The sequence below is a fragment of the Nostoc sp. genome, from assembly GCF_036917465.1.
In the GTDB taxonomy this organism is placed as follows: domain Bacteria; phylum Cyanobacteriota; class Cyanobacteriia; order Cyanobacteriales; family Nostocaceae; genus Nostoc.
In genome coordinates this window covers 27,372-48,884 of sequence record NZ_JBALDL010000030.1, presented here as the reverse complement: position 1 = coordinate 48,884, position 21,513 = coordinate 27,372, and the positions used below count along the sequence as shown (strand labels likewise).

Sequence of the window (21,513 nt, the reverse complement as noted above, 5' to 3'; positions counted from 1 at the left end):
AGATGAAATCTCTACGGATTTTGCTGGTAATAAATTCACTACCAATACCATTTGGCAATGCTGATGCTAGGTGGTACTACGTTTTACTTAAAGGATTAGTTGAAAAAGGTCATAATGTTACTGTATTTGCGACTGTTGGCAAATTAGAAGATATCGCCAAAGCTCAGGCTCTTTTTCCATCACCAGATTATGACCTGCGCTGTTATCTCATTCCCAAACAAAATACTGGAATAATGGCAAAGATAAAAACTATACAGCAACCTTATTCCTACATTTTTAGTCAAGAGTTGCGCCAAGATTTAGCAAGAGAACTTGCCAAACCTTACGACATTCTTCATCTAGAACAGCTTTGGAGTGGTTGGCTAGGACTTGAACATCGGAAAAAAGTGGTAGTTAATGTTCATTATTTGTTTTCATTAGACGGCACTTTTGAGTCTAACAACTCTCTAGAAACTCGCTTTAGACGATTTTTTACCTACCAGGCTGAACAGAAATTGCTTAAAGCTTTTCCCAAAATAGTTACATTATCAGAACGTCTAGCAAAACATATTCAACAAATTAATTCTCAAGCTCAGATTTATACAGTTCCATTAGGAATTGACCTTTCTCTCTATCCATTTGTTCAACAAAAGTATATAAACCAGTACCCCACAGTCGGATTAATTGGTGGATTTAATTGGACACCATCCTATTCCGCAGCTGAGAGACTTTTAACTAAGCTATGGCCAGAAATTAAACGCCGTGTTCCTAACGCTAAACTGCAAATTGTTGGACGGTCTGCTAAAGATGCCCTTGCAGCATTTAGGGATATAAAAGACCTAGAAATTCATCAAGATGTACCAGATACTTTACCCTATTTCACTAATACAGATGTAATGTTGTATGCGCCTATTGCAGGTAGCGGAATAAAAGTTAAACTGATGGAAGCTTTTGCTTTAGGTACACCAGTTGTCACTAACTCGGATGGTGTTGAAGGTATTCCAGCTTATGATGGGGTTCATGCTGGGATTTGTGAAGATGATGAAGGTTTAATTGAACGGACTCTCGAATTATTAAATAATCGATTTTTACAACAGGAAAGGACAGTCAAAGCTAGACAATTATTAGAAAGCTATTGTAATCCACAGGTGACGGTTTCACAAATTGAACAAGTATATCAATCTATAGCCAAGTGATTGGTTATAAATATTAAAAACCTTTCTCGTGATTTGTGGCTTTTAACTAATTTTTATAATAGATAGAAAACGCTAAGTTACTTATGATATTACAAGCCAATTAATAAAGTAATAACAATAAGTTTAAAATATAGTTCAAGTTAAGCTTAGGTTAAATAGGTTTGAATTTTAAAAACAGTCTAAAAATAATAGAGATAAATTATGTTTAATTATTTACAAGAATTGTTACGAAGAAATCAAACTTGGATTGAGTTTCAAGAACTCAACCGGGAGGGTTGGTTACAAGCCTGGCAGCGTACAAAACTTCAGAACTTAATTTTGAAAACTAACCCTATTCGTACAGTAAAATCGGGTTCTGTTGAGGTACGTGTTTTAACGTGGCGGCGAGACTGGCTTAATGTTATCTGGGCTTTAAAGAGCTTTTACTATTTCTCAGAAGTTGATTACCCTTTGTTTATTCATGATGGTGGTCTCAAACCTACTCAAGTTCAAAAGCTAAAATATCATTTTCCAGATGCAACATTAATTCAGGCGAGCGATGCAGATAATTATGTTATGGCAGAGCTTCAACAACATGATCTCAATCGCTGTTTAGCTTACCGTGCAGAAAATATAGCCACGCGAAAAATATTTGATTTTTACTTAATGTCTAAAGCTGATTTGTTAATATCAATTGACTCTGATATTGTTTTCTTCAAAAAACCATATGACTTGATAGAGGGAAAGGATAACTTTACTAAAAATAAATATAACAAAGATATGCAATATTTTTACAGTATGGAGCTAGATGAGCTTGAATTGGCTTGTAAAATCCGTCCTCTACCTCTAGTTAATAGTGGTTTATCTTTAGTAAAAAGAGAGTCAATAAATTTTTGTAAAATGGAAGAGTGGTTAGAAAATCCTAAATTATTTAGTAATAAATGGGTCACAGAGCAGACTCTTCATGCTCTATGTTCAACTATTTATGGTGTTGAACTTTTACCTGATACTTATTGTGTGAGTACAAACCCTGGGATCAAGAGTGATTTTGTTTGCAAACATTATCCAGGATTTTTCAAAACTTTGCTTTATCGAGAAGGTATGACATATTTAAAGCAGCACAATTTTATTGAATCTCTTAATGAAAGTAAAATTAAAAATTTTCAACTACTTGTGAATTAGCTATTAAAAAATCATTAAAACTTGAGAATATTTAATGCCTAAACTATTAGTAACTTTACCTTATGCTGCTGGGATTGGAGGAGTCGAAAGTTGGTTTGCAGATTTATATTCAATTTTACCTAAATATGGTTGGGAAATAGAAGCATTAGCAATACCTGTTAGTCACAAACGGAATAATTGGAAGCCTCCAAGCTACTGGTCAGCAGTGACAGTAATTGGCAAACCTTGGTGGGCCGTGCGAGATTTTGCAGCTCATGTACAATTTGAAATTATCAATCGCAAACCGGATATAGTCTTAACATATGCTTACGATGCTCCTTTAATTAGCGGCCCTAATATACCACCAGGTCCAAAAGTTATTGAGGGAGTACATACAGGTATGAAACCAGAAATTGATAGAATCGCTCACTGGCATTATTACTTTGATGCCTTGCTTGCTATAAGTGAAGTTACTCAAATAGCTGTTGAACAAGGGCTAAAATATGTTCATCCTAGTCAGCAACCGCCATTTCAACTAGTTCGTTATGGTCTTCGTCTCCCACCTATTTCACCAATTCCCTCATGTTTAGATACTTCCCAACCACTTCGGTTGATTTGGTTTGGACGAATTACTCAGACTATTAAGCGTGTCCTAGATTTGATTGGAATTTGCCGGGGTTTGAAAACACGGGGAATTGACTTTAGGCTAACTGTGCTGGGTGAAGGTACAGAAATATTGAAACTGCAAACAGAGTTGTCAGGAGAAATAGCACAGGAGATCGTATCTTTGAAAGGTGCTGTGACTGCTGAAAAAGTCTTTGCCCATCTGGCTTGCCATGATATTTTCTTAAGTACAAGTGAGTTTGAGGGAGGGCCACGTACACTTATTGAAGCAATGAGTTGTCACGTTGTCCCAGTAGTTACAGACATTGATGGATATTGTCGAGAATTGGTACGGCAAGGAGAAAACGGTTTTCGCGTTCCTGTTGGAGATATAACAGCTTTTATTGACCATATTGCAGAACTTTCAAGCGATCGCTTGAAACTACAATTAATGAGTGAGCAATGCCGTTCTAGCGTTGAGCCAATATTTACTATAGAACGCATGGGTTTTGACCTCGATCGCTACTTTCGTCAAGTTCTCGCAGAACCATCTAAACGCCAACTCAATTCAGCTTTGCAAGATTTATCTTTACACTTACCAAATAGTCGGCTATGGTTATCCACACCAATACGAAAAGTAATGCGTTGGTCCGCCTACAAATGCAACCTTTTGCCAGGAAACGAATTATGAAATTATTGACTGATGTACGTAGTTTGTTAAGAGAATGGCTTCCATATCGCTTGATCAAATATCGTGAAGATCGTCGTCGTTATATGGGTTGGGGACTATCTTTTGCTCAAAGCAGTGAACTAGCTCGCCTTAGTCCTTCTCGCTGTGAGCTAGAAGAGACTGGTTGGTATTTACTACCTGCCGAAATGCTATCTCATATTCATACCATTGTGGATGTCGGCGCACACCGAGGAAACTGGAGTGCGGCAATGCTGAAGTATGCAAACCCAAAACAAATAGTTGCGTTTGAACCTTTACCAGAATTGTTTGTTGAGCTTCAATCTCGGTTTGCTTCTGAAGCAAGGATTGATTTACGCCCTAAAGCAATTGGAGAAGAAATTAGTAGCATCACTATTAACGTCACCGAACATAAAAGTGCTTGCTCGATTCTTTGTCCAGATTCTCAAATGAATAATCATTATGGCTATGGGTGGAGCATAGTAGATACTGTAGAAGTTAAAATATCAACTTTAGATGAAGAATTACACAATTTTGAAACTATTGATTTAATTAAAATAGACGTTCAAGGCTATGAAAAAAGCGTTTTATCTGGTGCAAAACAGACATTAAAAAAAGTTCAGGCATTAATGATTGAGCAAAATTTGATCCGACATTATAAGGAAGACTTGTTGTTTTGGGAATTGCATAAACTACTAGAAGACACTTATGGATTTAAGCTTTACAACATTTCAGACCCATTTAGATCGATATCAGGAAGAAGTTTATGGTTTGATGCAATCTATCTTTCATCAGACAGTAAATTCTGCTGAAGTAGAGGTGTCAATCAATGAATTTATACTTTGCTGTTTGATGTTTCAAGTTTTACCAAAGCCTAAATAAAAGTGAGAAGCTATCGAACTGGACGCTCAGTAGTTAACTTTGCCACTGGACTTGTGTTACAGATAATGACACTGGGCATAGGTTTAGTAAGCACTCCCATGCTATTGAGTTGGCTGGGTGACGATCGCTATGGGGCTTTTCGCGCTGCAACTGATTGGGGAAATTATCTCAATCTCTTAGAACTGGGAATCGGCGGTTCATTATTGGCGTTGTTAGCAAAAGCTGTTGGAATTGGCGATCGCCAACTAATCCGTCTCACATTGGCAACTGCAATCAGAACCTATCTCAACATTATGGCAGGCATGATCCTGGTAGGAGTTGGATTAGGCTGTTTCATTACTTATCTAGTACCTGTTAAAGGATTATTGGTAGGTGAACTCCAAAAGGGCTACTGGTTGGGATTACTAGGGATATTGTTACTCCCTTTAAACTCCTTCCGCCTCTTAGCAGCTGCTAGTCAGCGCAGTTATACTGATAACGTATTTGTCATTTTTCAAAGCTTAATCATAACTAGTGTGTCACTACTACTCGCACGGGCTAGATTTGGCATTACTGGACAATACATAGCTGTGTTGTTAGGGAATATTTTCTTTCAATTAGTCATGTGTTGCGATGGGCTGCGTCGTTATCCAGATGTGTTTACATATTTAGGCGATCGCAAATCCCAACTTCCGATAGAGAAGCAACTCTGGCAACTAAACTGGCCTACATTAGCTCTAAATTTTTCAGGTCAGATGAGCTTGTTTACTGATAATATTATTATTTCCTACAGCCTAAGCCCTGCAACAGTTGTACCATTTTTTGTCACTCAACGTTTAACAGCACTGGCACAATCACAAATTCAAGGTATTGGTAATGCTACCTGGGCAGCTCTTGCCGATCTCTATGCTAAAGGAGAAAGAGAAAAGTTCAATGCTCGTCTAATTGAACTGACAAGATTAGTAGCAGTGATGGGATTAGGCTTAATGGTGACGATCGCAGGATATAACCATTATTTCATTAAACTATGGGTAGGAGAAGACCGCTTCGGTGGTGATGGGGTTACCATCCTAGCCGCTTGTAATGGACTTTTTCTTGGGCTGTTATCGCTTTGGGGATGGTGTTTTTCTGGCACTGGCAACCAACCTAAATTAGTGCGACCTGCTACATTGGCTGCTGTAATTAATTTTCTAGTCAGCATTATCAGCACTCACTTTTTTGGTATTATCGGACCGTTGTTGGGTACTTTTATTGCATTTACAACCGTTAGTTTATGGCAATTACCATTACTAATGCAGGAAGTTTTTGGCACATCTTTAAGACAACTTTTTTTCGCCGTTGCTCAACCTCTAGCAGTTGGGCTTCCTTACGGTTTAATCGTTTGGTGGATCGCCAAAAGCCATACTCCTTGGGGATGGTTGGGATTAGCCGCAGAAATGGTTTTGACTGCACTTATTTACTTTGCGATCGCCTGGTTGTTGGTATTGAATGAGTTTGAGCGTAAACAATGGAGCGATCGCTTGAAAATGCTGTATTCAATCCTGGGACGGTACGCTCATTATTCCAAATTATAACGAGGAAAGTCAGACTTACATTCCTCTCGAAAACCCTTGCCCTTAAGAGGTTGAGCCGAGATCCGCGCTCAAACGGAAATATTTAATCGTTTTGCCAAATCTAATGCCGATATTCCAGAGAAAGTTCTGCCATGATTTTCTTGCTCCTTGATGAGAACTGCGATCGTATCGTTTATGGGTGCAGACAATCCGTTTTTTTTCGCTAACGTCACTATCTCCCCGTTAAGATAATCAATTTCTGTTTCTCGACCTCGTTGCACATCTTCCCACATAGAGGAACGGGCCTGCGGATCGATTTTAATCATGCTGGAAGCCACTCGAAAAAACAAAAAGTTGGGGAAGTGCAAAACAATAGGAACAATACTTGGAATCATGCTGCCAGACCTTAGAGGGCGAATGCCACTCTGCTTCAACACCGATAGCGCTTCAGACATTGTGGCAGCGAGGATTTTACGGTAAAGAGGTTGTGAAAGCTCCTCACGTAAGGGAATGCCAGATAAAGCATTGATGGAGTTATTCAGATTAAAGATCAGCTTCCCCCAGAGAATACCGGGAAGATTTGAATGAGTTTTAGCGGCTAGCCCAGCCAATTGTAATCCTGAAAGCACAGCCTGGGAAATAGTATTCTGCTCCTCTACAAGCAAAGTACCACTGGTTCCACAATGAAAATGCGCTTTGGGATTTCGTACCACATTATAGGGAACCATTCCAGCTAGAACATCCTTTTCCGGCAAGATAGACCTCAGCTTATCTGCATTATGTACTCCGTTCTGGAAACTAACGAGGATTTTGCCAATTGGCAAGACTGTATTCAAACGATGTGCTGCGGCTTCCGTTGCCAGACTTTTGAGAGTTACCAATACAATATCCCGGTCAGCCAGAGACTCTGTTTCTGTTGTATAGCGGATTTGATCTGGTTGCAGATGAAAGTCTGTTCCTGTGAAATCTGTAATCCGTATACCGTTTTCTCGAATCTCTTGCGCCAGGGTTTCGCGTCCTACCAATATAGTATCGATTCCCGCACGAATAAGATGTGCGCCGATATAGCAACCAATGTTCCCAGCACCCAGAATACCGAACTTGAGTTTGTTTGCCGTCATGGATGTTCTAGTGGTTCAAGTGATACCAATATTGGATTTGAGATTTTGGATTTAGGGTTGAACACCTTAATTGATCGTCTATTCCAGCCGGATCAAAAACCCACTAGCGTTTTAACACATCGTGCCAAGGCACGAAGGCATTATCTAGACCGTACAATGCTGGGGCGAGTTCTGGATGGTGGCGACGCAGGATCGAGAGCAAACTGTTATTATTGACCCACTCGATCCCTTCGGGCGTGAAAATATTGGCGTTAAAACCCGCAGCCATGAAGCGATCGCTTTTAATCCGGCGTGATGCCATCAGAATAAACACTCGAAACGCCGTGTCGCTAAAGCCAAAGCCTTCGGGTGGCACTTCAGCGAACATACCGACCATGAGATCGAGTGCGTCTACATTGTCTTTGCCGTTGGTTTGACCGTAAATAGCGCGGAGTTGTTCGGGAAGCCCCTGATGGGGAGAATTGTGGAATTCGTCAAAACTCTCGATCGGTTTGAGATGGAACAACTCACGGAACCGATTGTATCGAGGCACACCACGTTCGCGATCGCGGAGGATATCGATAGTGGCTAGATCGATAGTTTCGGTGTTAATTTCCCGCTTCCCATCAGGTTTGGTTAGCCCCGGAGTCTCGCGCGTCAGATCGCGCATATAGTTCGGGTAATTGTGTAGGGTGATTGCCCCAGGGTTCGCTCTGCCGAAGGAGTACCAGAGATTGTTTTGCCATTGTCGCTCGGTCATCCGATCTGGCATTTGCACCTTTGGATGACCCAGGTGAATCAGGTCTGCTTGTGCGCCGATGATTCCCTCAATCCCGTTCTTCTGTGTCAAGTCGAAGTTTTGTAAGAGATTTCCATCTTGAATATTCAGGATCTCTAAGTTGTCGGGCATCAAAGGATGTAAGCGGTACACCGAAACGAATTCCTCGGTCAGCGTGAAATCTACCTTGTGATGATCAACGCCGGAGTTGGGAATTCCGCTAAAGGCTTCCGTGGGGCTGATGCGTCCAAACGTCTTAGTAAAATTCTCGGTTAACAATCCCCACCAGTTGGCTTTCATACCGATCTGCAAGGCGGGATTTTGCAAAATCGCTGGTGTCCACTCGACTGTATGGATTTTTGCGATCAAGGCACTGTTGATCATGCGAGCTTTGGCAAACAGTTCCTCGTCAGAGAAAGACGGATACGACTGAGCCAAGCGATCGCAAATTGTGTTGTGTTCTTTGACAAAAAGCGCGTGCAATAAGCTCAAACCCAGCCACCAGTTGCCGACAAAGCCAGAAACGGCTAGCCCTTCCGGGTCGCCTGGATCGTAGGGAATATTTCCTTGGGCATCAATGTATAGTTTGCCTCCAGCAACAAGTTGCTTCGTGGTGGGGTCGGTTCGCAAAATCTGGCAGGCTTGGGAATTGTTTCCATATATCTGGGAAGCATCCCACCAATGCGATTCAGAATTGACATAGGTCTGGGGATATTGCAGCTGACCGTCGGCTGACTGCTGTCGCTCTCGCTCGTAATCGCGGGTGGGATCGGGACGAGTCCGTCCCACAACCATTTTCTCCTGATTCCAACTGTCGCCTTCCGGTAAGGGAATATTGATGTTATTGGCGCGATCCGGTTCACCATGATTAAACCAGTCGTGGGTTTGGAATTGAATCCACGCCGCCGCGATCAGGTTTAAGGTTGTTGCCGGAATAAACTTTTCACGGGACAACAATTCTCGGCTGATCCTTCGCGGGTTGGGAGTAAGTAAGTTTTTCTCATCGGGAAAAGCGTCCTTTAAGGACACATTTCTGCCGAACCGCGCACAGGGATGAGAACGGTTATGCAACATCGCGTCTCCCGATGGGTCAGTGGTTTCGCTACCGCGTCCCATACTGGGTTTTTCGAGTTCGTTGTAACAGCCGTCGTCACGCCGTTCTATCAGGTCACGGGGACGTGGGAGTGGATCTTGTCCGTTGTCGATCAAACCACTGGGATTGGTAACTGGGATTTGGTCAGTTCCATGTAAGTTCTTAGCCCGTAGAACTTCTCGAACGGCACCCAAGTTGATCACGCCGAACCAGGTCGGCAACTCATACCACTTGAAAAATCGGTTCAGTAGCGAGAACGCGCCCATATAGAGCTTGCCGGAGAGGGATTCGGCGTAAAACTGGCGCAACAAAATTCGGGCTACTAAAGCCAAGAAGGTAGATATCGCAAAGATATAACCTAAAACGCGGACAAGTCCATGTCCCTGGGGGATTGAGGCAACTATCCAGGCTACATACATAATCAGATGCAATAAGCCTCGTTCCCAGCGTACAAAAGAAAAAGAATCTGAGAATGGCTCGACATGAGGCGTTTGATCTCTTAGGGAAACGGGCTGTGGGGTTCCTAATCCGTTGATTCTACCTGGGAACCAAGCGATAACAATATCCAACGTCCACCATAAAGTCACTAAGAGATCGAAGCGCGGACTACTGAGGAGATCCGGGGAATGGAAGATTGCCCGCTCTAGAGTCTCCCAAGTCCAAACATTGGTCGTAAATCCTTGCTGTTGCAAGAGAAGCTGTATAGACCAGTACAAATGGGTAGCGTAGGCTACGTAGCTCATCGTCCAAAAAGCTCGCCACTGTGAAGTCGGCCCCTCTCGATGTTGTAGGAGAAACAGCCAGTAAGCGGGAATCAGCAAAAAAATAGAGACTGCGGCAGCCAGAAAGGTACGCTCGTAAGTGACATTCGAGAGCAGGCGAGCGATCGTCGGTTGTTGTTGGGCGACACCAGGAGCCACGATATAGGTGACTGCCAACAAAACCAACCCTAATACAGCAACGAGCAAAAATTGAAAGACTGACTTCGGTTTGGGTTGCGTAGATAGTGGATGATTGTTAACCATGATTGCCTTTGATAAATCGAGGAATAGAAATGTTGAGCGCTCGATTTGGGAACATTTGTTTAGTCATGTTATTGATGCGGTTCGTTATGCCAGTGCGCTTGATGTTCTCGTTGTGTATTCGTGTAGCCCACTCCAGGCGCGAATAGGTCGTCGTAATAAGAAAGGTCTAGGTGGTGCGCCTGTAACCAAATACCCGGCACGAACAAACCATCGGCATGGGCTGGTAAACGTCCGTGGGTTTTCATCAAGTAACGGCAAATGTCCTTAACACACTCGATGACTTCGGGACGATAGGGAGGAACTTCTCGAATGTAGGTGTTCTCTTGTCCGTCGCGGAAAATGTGACTGAACAAGCTGCGATCGGAGTAAAGTTCGTGCTTCTCTTTGACAAGGGTATCTACGGCTTCCTCGACAGTATAATTCGGTGGGCATAAACACTTAATCAGCCAGTCGTCTTCGGTGGCTGATTTCGGGTCTACTCCGGGACGCAACAGACCGCAGGGGTTCGCTCTCATAGGCGGTTTCGGGGTTGCCCAACGCAACAGATCGACGGTGAATTGCTGTAGGAACGTCCGTTGGGGAATGTGCCATCGCACGTTCAGCACTCCTTGGGTTTCGGGTGAGGCGAAGGGATCTGCCAAAAGATACGGGGGGCCAATCGAGGCATGAATCCAGCCCCCTAATCCCATAGCCTGTAGGCACAGTGCTAGATTCTGCAAGAGAAAATAGGACTCATACTCGGTTCGCATATTGCCGAGTTTGCCTAGTGGTAACTTCAAGTTTTTGTTGAGGGCGAATTCGTCATCTTTAATATCTGATGGGTCTTTTATCCACTTCTGAACTCCCGCCGGTTGGTAGAAATTGCGATCGTCCACAAAGGTGGGACGTGCAAGTGGGTCTTCGGTTAACACGTACATTAAGGCGTTGATGTACTGTCGGGACAAATCTACAATCGGTAACAACACCGTGCTACCAGCTACGTTGGATAAAAAGCGGTTTGAGTCGAGATAGAAGGGAAAACGCCGATATTTTTCTGAGGAGAAAATTCTTTCGTCGCTAATCTTAACTTTTGCCGCTTTAGCCCGTAATATTAATGACTCTGGAGAGAATAAAGTATTTTCTGGTTCTGGGTCGAGGTGCTTAAGAAAGTATGTGCCAGTGTCGTTGAGCAACAGAAAGTAGGTTGGCTGGGAGTTATCGGTGCTTCCAGCAGCACGACCTTTGAAATTTAAATTGGGTGTTCCAAGAATCGGTTTTCCCTTTGGTGCTGGCGCGTCTTCAAAGGGTCGGTCTGGAAACGTTATTCCAGTCGCGCCCGTGGCGGCGATGAGTAACGCTTCTTCTAATTCGCTCAATGGTTGCACACGATCGAATGGAGGACGTGGGGTATGTGAAAGCGAACCAGCGTTGATTGATGGTAAGCCGGATGAAATCCGCCGGGAGCGACGATGAAAAATGGCATCTAGTAAGGGGTATTTACTTACGGACTCAAATCCTAAGTGTTCTGATCCCATATTGCAACCTCAGTCTTAATACAGATTTTTTGTATTTCTGCATACAGTCTAATAGGGGTAAATGTGTATTGAGAACTAACGCAAAGACTTCTTAATAATTGACGTAAAAATCGCTCTGTTGCAAAAACTCTGTCAAGATAGAGCTTTTTTAACTGATTATTAGAGGAGTTGTTGACACAGTTCGTCCCACTCCCGTTTACTCATTGCTCCAATAATCTCGTCTGCCAGATCCTTCGTTTACTCAACCCGAATTGATATTCCCACAGAAATCCGATCGCAAGTCAATACACTACTCAATCAAAGTTTAGCAACTGCGATCGACTTGAAAACCCAAATCAAATATACTCACTGGAATGTCAAAGGTAAAGATTTTTACCAAATGCATCTACTGTTTGATGAAATTGCTACCGAAGTTGAAGAATTTATTGATTTGATTGCTGAACGAATCACAACATTGGGGGAGAAGGGTTAGGAACTGCCAACCTGAATTCGATCTAAAAAAATTAGCTACCAGTACTTCCTGACAACACCTGGATTCGGAATGTGAGCAGATGCAGGAGATAAGCGATGGCGGAGCCATCACACAACACCTTGAAAGGGCTAGTATGTAGGACTTACGCACTGTACAAATTAGTCATAGTATGCTTTCACCGAAATAGCTTGTTTCAGACTTTGACTAATTATATTTTTACCGATAAATTAACCGTGGAGTAGGGGTTTAGCATTGCTAAACCCTTACGAGAAATATGGTTTTTCCGCGATATATTATTGTTTTCTGTCAATGCGTAAGTCCTAGTATGTAAAGATAAGTAAATACGGAGAATGCATCTACCGAGGCTTGGAGACAAGGATTGGTACTTATTACATCGACTTCTCATGTTACACGGTGCTAAACTATGCTAGAGCAACGTCTAGAATAGGCTGTTAGGTGTCGCACTTCAACCTAAAGATCCTACAAGACTTATCACAACTTAGATTAAAGGCTGTGCTTGGGTTCAAATTTTGAAAATCTCCATCAAAAAGCTTTACCAGTGGTAACGCAATCTGAGAAGATCGGAATATACACATTTGTCAGCTATTAATTAGTTGCCTCTTGCCAATCGTTCAATTTTATGTATCTGTTAAGTGCCGATCTCTAGCGAGTAATAAAATACAAAAGATAGTTGAATACTGACTACATATCATTCATATAAACACGCATTTAGGAAACAAAACTTGTGGATGAAACCTCAGAACTCACAACAACCGATAACATAACCCCTCAAGATGTTGCCGAAGTGATTGCAGAACTTGAGCTATATCGGGAACGCCTAATTCAAGAAACCGCAGAAACAGCAAAACGGGCTAAGTTGATGAGAGTAAATGTGATGGCAAAACTGGAGCCTGAGCTTTCCAAGATTGATTCTGCCCTTCAGGAACTTCGTAATCAGCAAGCTGCTCTGAGTGTCAGCAACTAGTAATCTATTTAGCTATAAGTCATAATGCTCAACTCCAAAACTCAATCGGGGGAGGATTCGTTAAATCTGTCCCAGGCAGAAACTGATGCAATACTAGCAGCAGTTAATGAGCAATTAGGCTTAAACTCCTTCAACCCTGAGGATCAAGAGCTACTCAAGCAGATGATTGAGAGTATGGGAGACTCACGGGGGATGGTTAGGTTGAGTTTTGCAGAGGCGTTGGGTAAAATCGGTAAACCAGCGACACCTTTATTAATGGAAGCTGTAACAAATCATCCAAACCCAGTTGTCCGCAGAGCTAGCGCCAAAACCCTGACACTGATTGCTGATCCGATCGCAATTCCCACCTTGGTTAATGCCCTGTTAAATGATGAAGATACGGTAGTCAAAACCTCGGCGGTAGGAGGACTTGCCAAAATTGGTGAGGCAGCTGTGCCAGCATTGCTGAAAATCTTAGCGTCAACCGAATATCCAGAAAGTGCTAAAGGACATGCTGTGTGGGCGCTGGGGTTTATTGGGGCAGAGGCGAAGGAGCATTTATATCGAGAGATTAACTCAGACTCGGCTGAAGTTCGGGCGGCGGTGGTAGGTGCGATCGCTAAAATCGCTGAAGAAGGTACTGAAGAAGGAGCATTTCAAATCCTGGTAAACGCCCTCACAGATTCATCCTTAATGGTGCGGTGTGAAGCGGCATCTGCTTTGGGCAGCCTAGCTTATCAACCAGCGATTCCTAATCTAGTGGAGTTACTGCATCATCCCGATTGGGAAACTCGAAAAGCGGCGGCTCTGGCATTGATGAAAATTGGCGATCGCACTGCTTTAGAACCCCTGCAAGCCGCATTAACCGATGAAGAGGAAGCAGGAGTTAAGGCAGTGATTGAGTTAGCGATTTCTCAAATTGAGAGACAGTTAGAAGAAGATGCTTGGTAATGACCCTTACGCCTGACGCTTCGCTATCACAAAACATAATTACGAATTACGAATTATTTAAGAGCGATCGCTACGCTCTTTTATATTTAATCACCTGATCTAATCGGGGCAAAGCACTCACTGCTGATTCACGAATGTATGGATCGGCAGATTCATCATTAGTTAATGCTGTCAGCACTTCCACACCTCGGATATCACCCATCGAACCGAATGCATTGACGATCGCTACAGCCAGCGCAACATTATCTATTGTTTTTAAAGCTTCAGCTAAAATCTCAAAGGCAGGAGAACCAATTTCACCTAGCGCCATTACTGATGCGATATAAACAACGGCATTTTGATCGTTGAGCGCACTTTTCAATCCCTCTAAGCCCTCAGCCGGGAAAGGAACATCTGGATGGTTAGCAGCAACCTGTGCTAGAGCCTTAGCACAACTACCCCGAATAGTTGCATTCTCGCTATTTAGCAATGAATCTACCAGTGACGGTACAGCATCTACACCAATAGCACCCAGTGCTTTTACCGCAGATCGACGGTAAGTTACATCCTCTTCATCCAAAATACCCATCAAGCGAGGAATACTATTTTCATCCCGAACCTCAGCCAGTTCCCAGATGGCTCGTTCCCGCAGATTGGGGTTGGGGTGTTTCAACTGTTCAAATAGAGAATCTATTGCCATAAAAGAAAATTTTCCTGTTTAAATCCCCCAAGTTAAATCATGTAATTACGCTAGCGACACGATAAAACGAGTCCGCGTTCGCTCTTAGCCTCTCGTAGAGAACCTCATTACGAATTAGTAACAACTAAGGGACTCTTGATCAATCACTCAACCAGATACAGGCAAAGCAACAGATTGAGAGTCCCTGAGTTTTAGAGTATGACGATCGCTCGTCTACGTCTACTTAATCCCTATTACTATGAAAGGGAGTTGATTACGTAGTCGAGAAGAGAGCGGAATTCAACCAATGCTTGAGGAGACATATCACGAGGAGAGCAAGCGCGATCGCGAGTATAAGTCAACGCGGTAACGTAAGGAGCAGTAGGCAGGCTTAAAGAGCGATAAACTTCACGAGCGCCTGCAATACCCCATTCGTCTAGAGGGCCAGTACCGCCCACAACTAAGCTGTAGTTAATCAAGCGTAGGTAGTGCTTGATATCGCGCAGGCACTTGTCTTTTTTAACTTGGGTAGCGCCAGCTTCGCCTTCTTGGGTCAGGTAAGGATATTTCTTAAAGGCAGCATCATAACCTTCTTTAGCTACGTTATCGATACCAGCAGCGAGCTTTTCAGCAGCTTCTAAACGAGCACTTGCACGTTGAATACTACCTTGAACGGATTCTAGATCAGAGGAGGTTGGGAAACGACCTGCTGCATCAGCAGATCCAATAACCGTAGTGATAACTGATTTCATTGCTTTTTATACTCCAGATTAGATTTGATCGAGTTTTAATTTCAGTTGGCTTGACTAATAGGCTTTAGCCGTTAGGAATTAGCAATTAGCTCAAAGCAGAAATAACGCGATCGAAGTAGCTAGCAGCTTCAGCAGCTAAAGCAGAGCAGTCGCCTTGAGGAGTTTCCAGTTTACGGAATCTTTTGCCAGCGTTTGCTTCAGTATTGGTGTTGGTGATGTGAGCGACGCTGATAGCCTTCAGGATTTGGAAAGCTCGTACAGAAGATCCGGTGGGTACGCCCAAAGCTGTGTAGGTTTCTTTCAGACCGTTCAAAGCGCGATCGTCTAATACGGAAGAATCACCAGCCAATAGTGCATAAGTTACGTAGCGCAGAACGATTTCAGCATCACGTAAGCAAGCAGCCATGCGACGAGTGGGGTATAAGTTACCACCAGCTTGAAGCAAACCTGTGTTTTCACAAGCAATCCCAGCGATCGCATCCGAAACTGCACAGCTAGCATTGCTGGCGATCGCATTCACAGCATCAAGGCGCTTGTTGCCTTCAGCAATGAAAGACTTAAGGGCTGCTAAGTCAGCACCACCGATAGGAGCGGTTTTAGCATCAGCCGCAATTACAGCTCTGGAAAAAGCATCAAGAACCATGAGTTCTCCTTAATATTCACAAATGGCGGATATTATTTCTGGCCTGTTCTCGATCAGATTAACTGTGAGTAGCCAAACAAAAACATAGGGGATCGATAGTACCCTAGTCTTTACTATGAGAGACAAAGTAATAATCTGTAATATTTAATTTGGAAATTGGGCATTGGGCATTGGGGAAGAAACTTGTTAAATAATTCTCCCTCATCTCCTGTCCCTGCCGCCTCTTCACAATGCCAAAAAAATTAAGACTTACGCATTTCAATGGAACTTTGCCACTGCGTAAGTCTTAAGGAAAGGATATTCTTTTTTTATTTGATTCAGGCTTGTTTTAGTAGATGCTTAACCAAATTATCTTTTACCATCATCTGCCGTAAAACTTCTAATAAAAACTCCTGAGCTTCTTGTTGACTTAAACTCTTTACCTGGTCTTTCAAGTTTTGTAAGCGAAACTGTTGCTCTAAGGTTAGTTCGACTGGAAAATCCATCATTCACTCCTCTGATTGACTGAATCGAAGGTATCTATTGTTACTTGTAATGTGAAGACGATCGCTTTCAACGATTATAGCACCCGGATATTAAATCGTCTATATTGTCAAGCTATAAAGAATCAAGCTTATAAAAATTTACAATTGGCTAACAATATTTCTCTCTCACCCTTTGCAGGGAGTTTCTTGAAGCCGATCGCTAATCGCTGTAATGTTTAGAATGTTCGTATACCAATAAATGTAAAAAGAAATAAGCTGTAAAACATCGTCCGCAGGAGTAATAGGTAGGAGTCAGAAGATTGATAGACGCAATGGAATTTTTTCAGCTAAGTGCTGGTAAGTGGCGATCGCAACGGGCAACTCACCATCTGGCGTTCAAGCGCTCAGAGACAGGAGAATCAGATATACAGGTAGAAACTCTGGAAGCCAATCATCCAGAAATCATTGAACTTTGCCAGTATCATCAAATTGACCCCAGCCTATCAGTAGGTGGATCGCGTGTGCGTTGGCTAGGCACAATGGCTTGGGATAGAGAAGGTGAAGATAACCATCAGGGAAAAACCATATTTGCGATCGTCCCTGATGGCGATAACCCAAGGGCCGGCAAATTACTGCGCGAAAGAGGTTACGCCGAAATAGTGCCTGTAGTCGGTCTTTTTCACATGGATGATGAAGACGGACTAGTGTTGACAACTGAATATGAAACAATGAGTTCCATTGAGAGATTCTGGTTTGCCAGCCCAAATATGCGACTGCGAACCAGTACAGTTAAACGCTTTGGTGGCTTCAGCACGGCATCGTTTTGTAGTGAAACCCGCATTGAAGGTTCTGCTGAGGTTGCCAACCCAGAAGAGGTAACATCCGCACAAGGGCAGGATATCCTGGAAAAAAGACAGTTTTATTCAGTTTTGGGCTGGTGAATTATCTCAAGCAGAGTGATGCTTTGATTCGTGGGCAAGATTATCTGCGTCGGGTGCAGAGACTTGCCCTAGAGCCAGGGATGGTGGATGTGTTCGATAACCTGCGCGATCGCATCCCCATTTGCACTTGGATTGGCGACAATATTAACACCGTGAACGCTCAGATCAACGCCTACTTAGAAGTTTGTCATGAGTGCTTTCATCCGCAAGAGCGTCGCCACATCCAAATTTTTGCAGTTCCTATAGCTCAATCTTTTGGTATAGATGGGCTGTGTAATATTCTTACAAATCCAATCACTATTTTGGTAGATGTCGGTCGAGTTGCACCTAAAGACTGGTTTGGTGTAGTCGTCCACGAATATGCTCATGCCCATTTAGGAGACTTTGGTCACAATCAACAGTTTGCTAGCATCCTATCTCATCTATGTTTAGGACTGGGATTAGAACCACCCTACTGCGACGAAGGAATGGAAGCAACTTTACGTAGCTGGCCTTACTGTAAGTCAACCATAGATCCTCTGGAATTTTGGATAGGTCATTGAGGAGGCATAGGGAGACAGAGGAGCAGGGCAGGGTGGTTTCATACAACGAGGTTGAAAATTAAAACCTCACCCCTAACCGCTCTCCTTAGCAAGGAGAGCGGAGGTTAAGCTGTACCTCAGTTGGTTGGTAAGCGCTGTAGTACGTCGCTTGATAGCGGAAAGACTGTTTAGCTACTCTGAAAATAAATATAAAAGCTACAAGAGAAGGACAAAGAAGAATTATCACGGTTAGAGAGCGTTTACTTTCTGCGAGATTCAGCTTCAATCCGCTCTGAAGAAGGTTATACTGTCTCAGAAAACTACCAAAACAACTAGGCGACAACTGCCAAAAAGTTCTTCGTTTGGGAAAGATGTATCAGACTTTAATAACTATTAGAGGTGGCTGTAATGCCGACGATTCATTTTGTGGATGGTGAAAAAGGCGGGGTAGGAAAATCTCTCTTTGCCAGGACAATGATTCAGTATTGTCTGGATAAGAAAATCCCGTTTATACCCGTGGAGACAGATAGATCGAATCCAGATGTGGCAGGGGTATATAAGGAAATATGTAAATATGCGGTGTTTAGTGAAAATGAACGACAGGCAAATAAGGCAGATAGAATATTTGAGTGGGCGATAGAGAAGCCAGTAATTGTAAATTTAGCCGCACAATCCCATAGAGCAGTTCAAGGTTGGATTGAATCTAATCAATTAATTGAATTAGGGGGTTCGCAGGGAGTGATGTTTTGCAAATGGTTTGTATCGACAGGAGGATACGACAGCATTAACCTGTTTACTCAGTCAGTGAATACTTACGGTGAGAGAATCCCTCATGTTTTGGTGAAGAATTTAGGGCTATGTGATGATTGGGAGCATGTAGAGTCAGACTCCAACTTTCAGAACCTAGTAAGTAAATATCAGATAAAAGTTATAGATTTTCCGAAGTTAGCATATAGAGAAAGAAACATAATTGACCAAAATCGCCTGACGTTTGCAGAGGCTAGAGAGTATAGAGAATTTGGGATAATTGGGAGACAGAGAGTAATGAATTTTCTGAAGCTTGCTTATGGTGCTTTTGAGAAAGTAGGTATCTGGTATGAAAAAGTTGAATAGTAGTCATTAGTCATTGGTCATTGGTTATTAGTCATTAGTACCAATGACTAATGATAAACCCCAGCAGGAGATTGGATGGGGGGGCGTAGACACGTACTCTTAGGTCGAAGCAAGCTACGCAAAGCCTCTCCAAGAGTTGTGGCTTGTCAACAGACATTGCAAAGCGAATTTGACTACAATCCTTAGAAAGAGTAGCAAAAATCTAATGTCTAAAAAGTCCGATTCGCAGTTTCAAAATCTCTTTAGTTCACCAAAATCAAGCAACTGGGACGAAAGATTAGGCCAAATAGCCTATCGCTTTAACCGAGAATATCAACGTGAAACTTTTGAACTCCCAGCCGAAGTCCAGGCGATGCCCATATTCCACGAGTGGATTGGAGGGAGTTTTGCAGGGAGAATTGCTTCCCCTTTTTGGGAAATTGCTCAACCTCAAAAAAACCAGCACTGTATAGATATTGGCTGTGGGATCAGCTTTTTAATCTATCCTTGGCGGGATTGGCAAGCATTTTTTCATGGGCAAGAAATCAGTAATGTGGCACGTGATACCCTTAATTCTCGCGGGCCACAGTTGAATTCCAAGCTGTTCAAAGGTGTTGAGTTGGGAGCAGCGCATCAGTTAAACTATTCACCAGAGCAGTTTGACTTAGCGATCGCAACAGGATTTAGCTGCTATTTTCCACTCGAATACTGGAATGCAGTACTCGCAGAAGTCAAGCGGGTATTAAAACCCGGTGGACATTTTGTATTCGACATCCTTAATCCAGAACAACCTTTAGCAGAAGATTGGGCTGTTCTGGAAACCTATTTGGGGGCTGAGGTGTTTTTAGAGCCTGTAGCTGAGTGGGAAAAAACTATTAAAGCGGCTGGTGCGAAAGTAATAACTCAAAAATCAGGGGAATTATTTCAATTGTATAAGGTGCGATTTTGAAAACTGAGTGCGAAAGTACTGAGTAATCTTCTTTTAACTCATTACTCAGCACTCATTACTCAGCACTCATTACTCAGGGATAAGTGGACTTGATGGATCTAAAGAAGTTGTAAAAACAAAATAGATTACCCCAGTTCCGAGAATCATCACAGCGAGACTGAAAAGCAGTACCCATCTGTCTGTCGGTTCATAAGTATCTTCTTCGATATGACGACGGACAGCGAAATAGTGACTGGTTGAGAGCCAAACTGTAATCAAACCCACCAGCGAGAAAACTAAACCTAACTTCCAGCCATTACCAGGACGGGGTATCAAAGGTACTTGGAAAGCACGCAAACGCACAATAACCACACCAAAACCTAAAAGAGCGATCCCTGTCCGCATCCAAGCCAGGTAGGTACGCTCATTTGCCAAGTGATCTCGGACTCGAGAAGGATTGAGTCGTCCTGGCTTTTTTTGATCTTTATCTTCTTCTGTGGATTTCAATTTTAACTGCATCAATAACACCCTTTTCCCCAAAGCGGCTCTTATAAAAAAAATGCGGAGGTAGTAGGAAATCTCTTTCCAGATGACTCGCACCCAGCGCAATAGTTGCGCTACTGAAATATGTTTATTGTTATTGTACATTTTATTCAAAATTTATTTTAATGCAGATATCGAAATAAAACAAGGCTGACAGGATAATTCGTAATTCGTAATTGATTATATAGAACAACTGTGAGTAACAAGGGGCATAAAAAACAGCCAAGAATCAGAGAGATTTTTCACCAGTGCAAATCAGGTTTTTTCTCTAATCTTGGCTGTTACCCTGTTTAAATTGAGAACAATCATTCAAAAATGGACTATGCAGTTCTATTTCAAGACTGCTTGCTAGGCGCATTAGGAACTCGTGTATCTATGAGAGCCTGTGATATATCTGGGATAAACCAGTTAGCCTTATTGCTGTTAAGAACTTTCACTGTCGGAACATTCAATTCAACCGCACCAGTATCTGGACTTGTCTTAATTACTAACTGAGTTCCATCCAGGATCTTCAGAGCCACAGGCCCTGTCAATTCTTCACCTTGCCCATTTAGACTAGAAGTGAAATTTGCTACTTTGAGATCATTCGGTAGATAGATGCCATCACAATCCCAGTTATTTTTTGTAGACTGACCCTCAGCTAGAAAATACAGACCGTTGTCGTAGACTGCATCTTCATTGTCTTCATCATTTGGTCTTTTGCCGTATACTGCTATGGTATTACCTGTTTGGTTTTCGCATTTACCCCAGTTGATTCCTGACTCTAAAGCATATTTTTGCAGTGTTAATTCCTCGGTTCTCGTTTGAATTTCTTCTGCTGTCAAACCTTCAACTTGAGTTTGGGTATCTTTTGTCTGAGACAGTTCCTTAAGAGCTTTAGTTACTTCGACGTAATCAGGATTTTTGCTAAATTTTGGTCTATCAGCAAAAGAAGCTTGAGCAAAGGCCAGATTGGCGACAATCACTAAGGCAATTAGCAGAGATTTCCAGATTTTCATGTTTTGATTCCTGTTGATAGGTAAGATATTTTGTAGTTTTAAATTCATTTTGGCGA

General features: G+C 42.6%; 21 protein-coding genes and 1 pseudogene. 13 read left to right on the top strand and 9 right to left on the bottom strand.

Going from position 1 to position 21,513, the window contains the following annotated elements; translation table 11 throughout:
- Window positions 1–2 precede the first annotated feature (2 nt).
- The 5 genes from V7K38_RS06200 (at window position 3) to V7K38_RS06180 (ending at window position 6,041) form a co-directional block, all read left to right on the top strand.
- Window positions 3–1,175: a glycosyltransferase family 4 protein gene (locus V7K38_RS06200; protein ID WP_334856279.1), complete on the top strand. Its 1,173-nt coding sequence runs from the start codon at window positions 3–5 to the stop codon at window positions 1,173–1,175.
- Window positions 1,176–1,376: 201 nt separating this feature from the next.
- On the top strand, window positions 1,377–2,336 hold the full coding sequence (locus V7K38_RS06195) for a hypothetical protein (RefSeq protein WP_334856278.1): 960 nt from the start codon (window positions 1,377–1,379) through the stop codon (window positions 2,334–2,336).
- A 34-nt stretch (window positions 2,337–2,370) separates the two neighbouring features.
- Window positions 2,371–3,609, top strand: a complete 1,239-nt coding sequence (locus V7K38_RS06190) for a glycosyltransferase family 4 protein (protein WP_334856276.1) — start codon at window positions 2,371–2,373, stop codon at window positions 3,607–3,609.
- On the top strand, window positions 3,606–4,418 hold the full coding sequence (locus tag V7K38_RS06185; protein ID WP_334856274.1) for an FkbM family methyltransferase: 813 nt from the start codon (window positions 3,606–3,608) through the stop codon (window positions 4,416–4,418). The genes V7K38_RS06190 and V7K38_RS06185 overlap by 4 nt, the downstream gene beginning before the upstream one ends.
- 72 nt (window positions 4,419–4,490) lie before the next feature.
- Window positions 4,491–6,041, top strand: coding sequence for a lipopolysaccharide biosynthesis protein (locus V7K38_RS06180; protein ID WP_334856272.1), 1,551 nt, complete (start codon window positions 4,491–4,493; stop codon window positions 6,039–6,041).
- A gap of 68 nt (window positions 6,042–6,109) precedes the next feature.
- On the opposite strand, the gene V7K38_RS06175 is transcribed toward V7K38_RS06180, so the two are convergent.
- The 3 genes from V7K38_RS06175 to V7K38_RS06165 all read right to left on the bottom strand — a co-directional run bounded on the left by V7K38_RS06175 (window position 6,110) and on the right by V7K38_RS06165 (window position 11,530).
- The gene (locus V7K38_RS06175; RefSeq protein WP_334856271.1) at window positions 6,110–7,141 is read right to left on the bottom strand and encodes a 2-dehydropantoate 2-reductase; all 1,032 of its coding nucleotides are present in this window, start codon (window positions 7,139–7,141) and stop codon (window positions 6,110–6,112) included.
- A gap of 103 nt (window positions 7,142–7,244) precedes the next feature.
- Complete coding sequence (locus V7K38_RS06170; protein ID WP_334856270.1) at window positions 7,245–9,911, bottom strand: peroxidase family protein; 2,667 nt, start codon at window positions 9,909–9,911, stop codon at window positions 7,245–7,247.
- A gap of 173 nt (window positions 9,912–10,084) precedes the next feature.
- Window positions 10,085–11,530, bottom strand: coding sequence for a hypothetical protein (locus V7K38_RS06165; RefSeq protein WP_334856268.1), 1,446 nt, complete (start codon window positions 11,528–11,530; stop codon window positions 10,085–10,087).
- Window positions 11,531–11,744: 214 nt separating this feature from the next.
- Between V7K38_RS06165 and V7K38_RS29595 the strand changes: the two are divergent.
- The 3 genes and pseudogenes from V7K38_RS29595 to V7K38_RS06150 form a co-directional block, all read left to right on the top strand.
- Window positions 11,745–11,990, top strand: a pseudogene (locus V7K38_RS29595) (ferritin-like domain-containing protein); the annotation flags it as partial.
- A gap of 757 nt (window positions 11,991–12,747) precedes the next feature.
- Window positions 12,748–12,987 carry a hypothetical protein gene (locus V7K38_RS06155; protein ID WP_334856265.1) on the top strand — a complete coding sequence of 80 codons (240 nt, stop codon included), beginning with the start codon at window positions 12,748–12,750 and terminating at the stop codon, window positions 12,985–12,987.
- 24 nt (window positions 12,988–13,011) lie between these two features.
- Window positions 13,012–13,917, top strand: coding sequence for a HEAT repeat domain-containing protein (locus V7K38_RS06150; protein ID WP_334856264.1), 906 nt, complete (start codon window positions 13,012–13,014; stop codon window positions 13,915–13,917).
- Window positions 13,918–13,987: 70 nt separating this feature from the next.
- On the opposite strand, the gene V7K38_RS06145 is transcribed toward V7K38_RS06150, so the two are convergent.
- The 4 genes from V7K38_RS06145 to V7K38_RS06130 form a co-directional block, all read right to left on the bottom strand.
- Window positions 13,988–14,596, bottom strand: coding sequence for a HEAT repeat domain-containing protein (locus tag V7K38_RS06145; RefSeq protein WP_334856262.1), 609 nt, complete (start codon window positions 14,594–14,596; stop codon window positions 13,988–13,990).
- A 236-nt stretch (window positions 14,597–14,832) separates the two neighbouring features.
- Window positions 14,833–15,327 (bottom strand): bleomycin hydrolase, encoded by a 495-nt coding sequence (locus V7K38_RS06140; protein ID WP_334856260.1) that lies wholly within the window; start codon window positions 15,325–15,327, stop codon window positions 14,833–14,835.
- Between the two features lie 85 nt (window positions 15,328–15,412).
- A complete protein-coding gene (locus V7K38_RS06135; RefSeq protein ID WP_322640160.1) occupies window positions 15,413–15,970 on the bottom strand; it encodes a bleomycin hydrolase in 558 nt (185 codons plus the stop codon).
- Between the two features lie 317 nt (window positions 15,971–16,287).
- Window positions 16,288–16,458, bottom strand: coding sequence for an NblA/ycf18 family protein (locus V7K38_RS06130; protein WP_012410163.1), 171 nt, complete (start codon window positions 16,456–16,458; stop codon window positions 16,288–16,290).
- A gap of 12 nt (window positions 16,459–16,470) precedes the next feature.
- Between V7K38_RS06130 and V7K38_RS06125 the strand changes: the two genes are divergently transcribed.
- The 5 genes from V7K38_RS06125 to V7K38_RS06105 all read left to right on the top strand — a co-directional run bounded on the left by V7K38_RS06125 (window position 16,471) and on the right by V7K38_RS06105 (window position 19,937).
- Window positions 16,471–16,674 (top strand): hypothetical protein, encoded by a 204-nt coding sequence (locus tag V7K38_RS06125; RefSeq protein ID WP_334856256.1) that lies wholly within the window; start codon window positions 16,471–16,473, stop codon window positions 16,672–16,674.
- Between the two features lie 83 nt (window positions 16,675–16,757).
- Complete coding sequence (locus V7K38_RS06120) at window positions 16,758–17,375, top strand: phycobiliprotein lyase (RefSeq protein ID WP_334856347.1); 618 nt, start codon at window positions 16,758–16,760, stop codon at window positions 17,373–17,375.
- Window positions 17,372–17,917 carry a hypothetical protein gene (locus V7K38_RS06115; RefSeq protein ID WP_334856254.1) on the top strand — a complete coding sequence of 182 codons (546 nt, stop codon included), beginning with the start codon at window positions 17,372–17,374 and terminating at the stop codon, window positions 17,915–17,917. The genes V7K38_RS06120 and V7K38_RS06115 overlap by 4 nt, the downstream gene beginning before the upstream one ends.
- A gap of 387 nt (window positions 17,918–18,304) precedes the next feature.
- A complete protein-coding gene (locus tag V7K38_RS06110) occupies window positions 18,305–19,009 on the top strand; it encodes a mobilization protein (RefSeq protein WP_334856252.1) in 705 nt (234 codons plus the stop codon).
- 205 nt (window positions 19,010–19,214) lie between these two features.
- Window positions 19,215–19,937 carry a class I SAM-dependent methyltransferase gene (locus tag V7K38_RS06105; protein ID WP_334856250.1) on the top strand — a complete coding sequence of 241 codons (723 nt, stop codon included), beginning with the start codon at window positions 19,215–19,217 and terminating at the stop codon, window positions 19,935–19,937.
- A gap of 69 nt (window positions 19,938–20,006) precedes the next feature.
- Here V7K38_RS06105 and V7K38_RS06100 read toward each other — a convergent pair whose 3' ends face one another.
- Both V7K38_RS06100 and V7K38_RS06095 read right to left on the bottom strand, forming a co-directional pair.
- Complete coding sequence (locus V7K38_RS06100) at window positions 20,007–20,564, bottom strand: YidH family protein (protein ID WP_334856248.1); 558 nt, start codon at window positions 20,562–20,564, stop codon at window positions 20,007–20,009.
- Window positions 20,565–20,794: 230 nt separating this feature from the next.
- Window positions 20,795–21,505 (bottom strand): hypothetical protein, encoded by a 711-nt coding sequence (locus tag V7K38_RS06095; protein WP_334856246.1) that lies wholly within the window; start codon window positions 21,503–21,505, stop codon window positions 20,795–20,797.
- Window positions 21,506–21,513 lie beyond the last annotated feature (8 nt).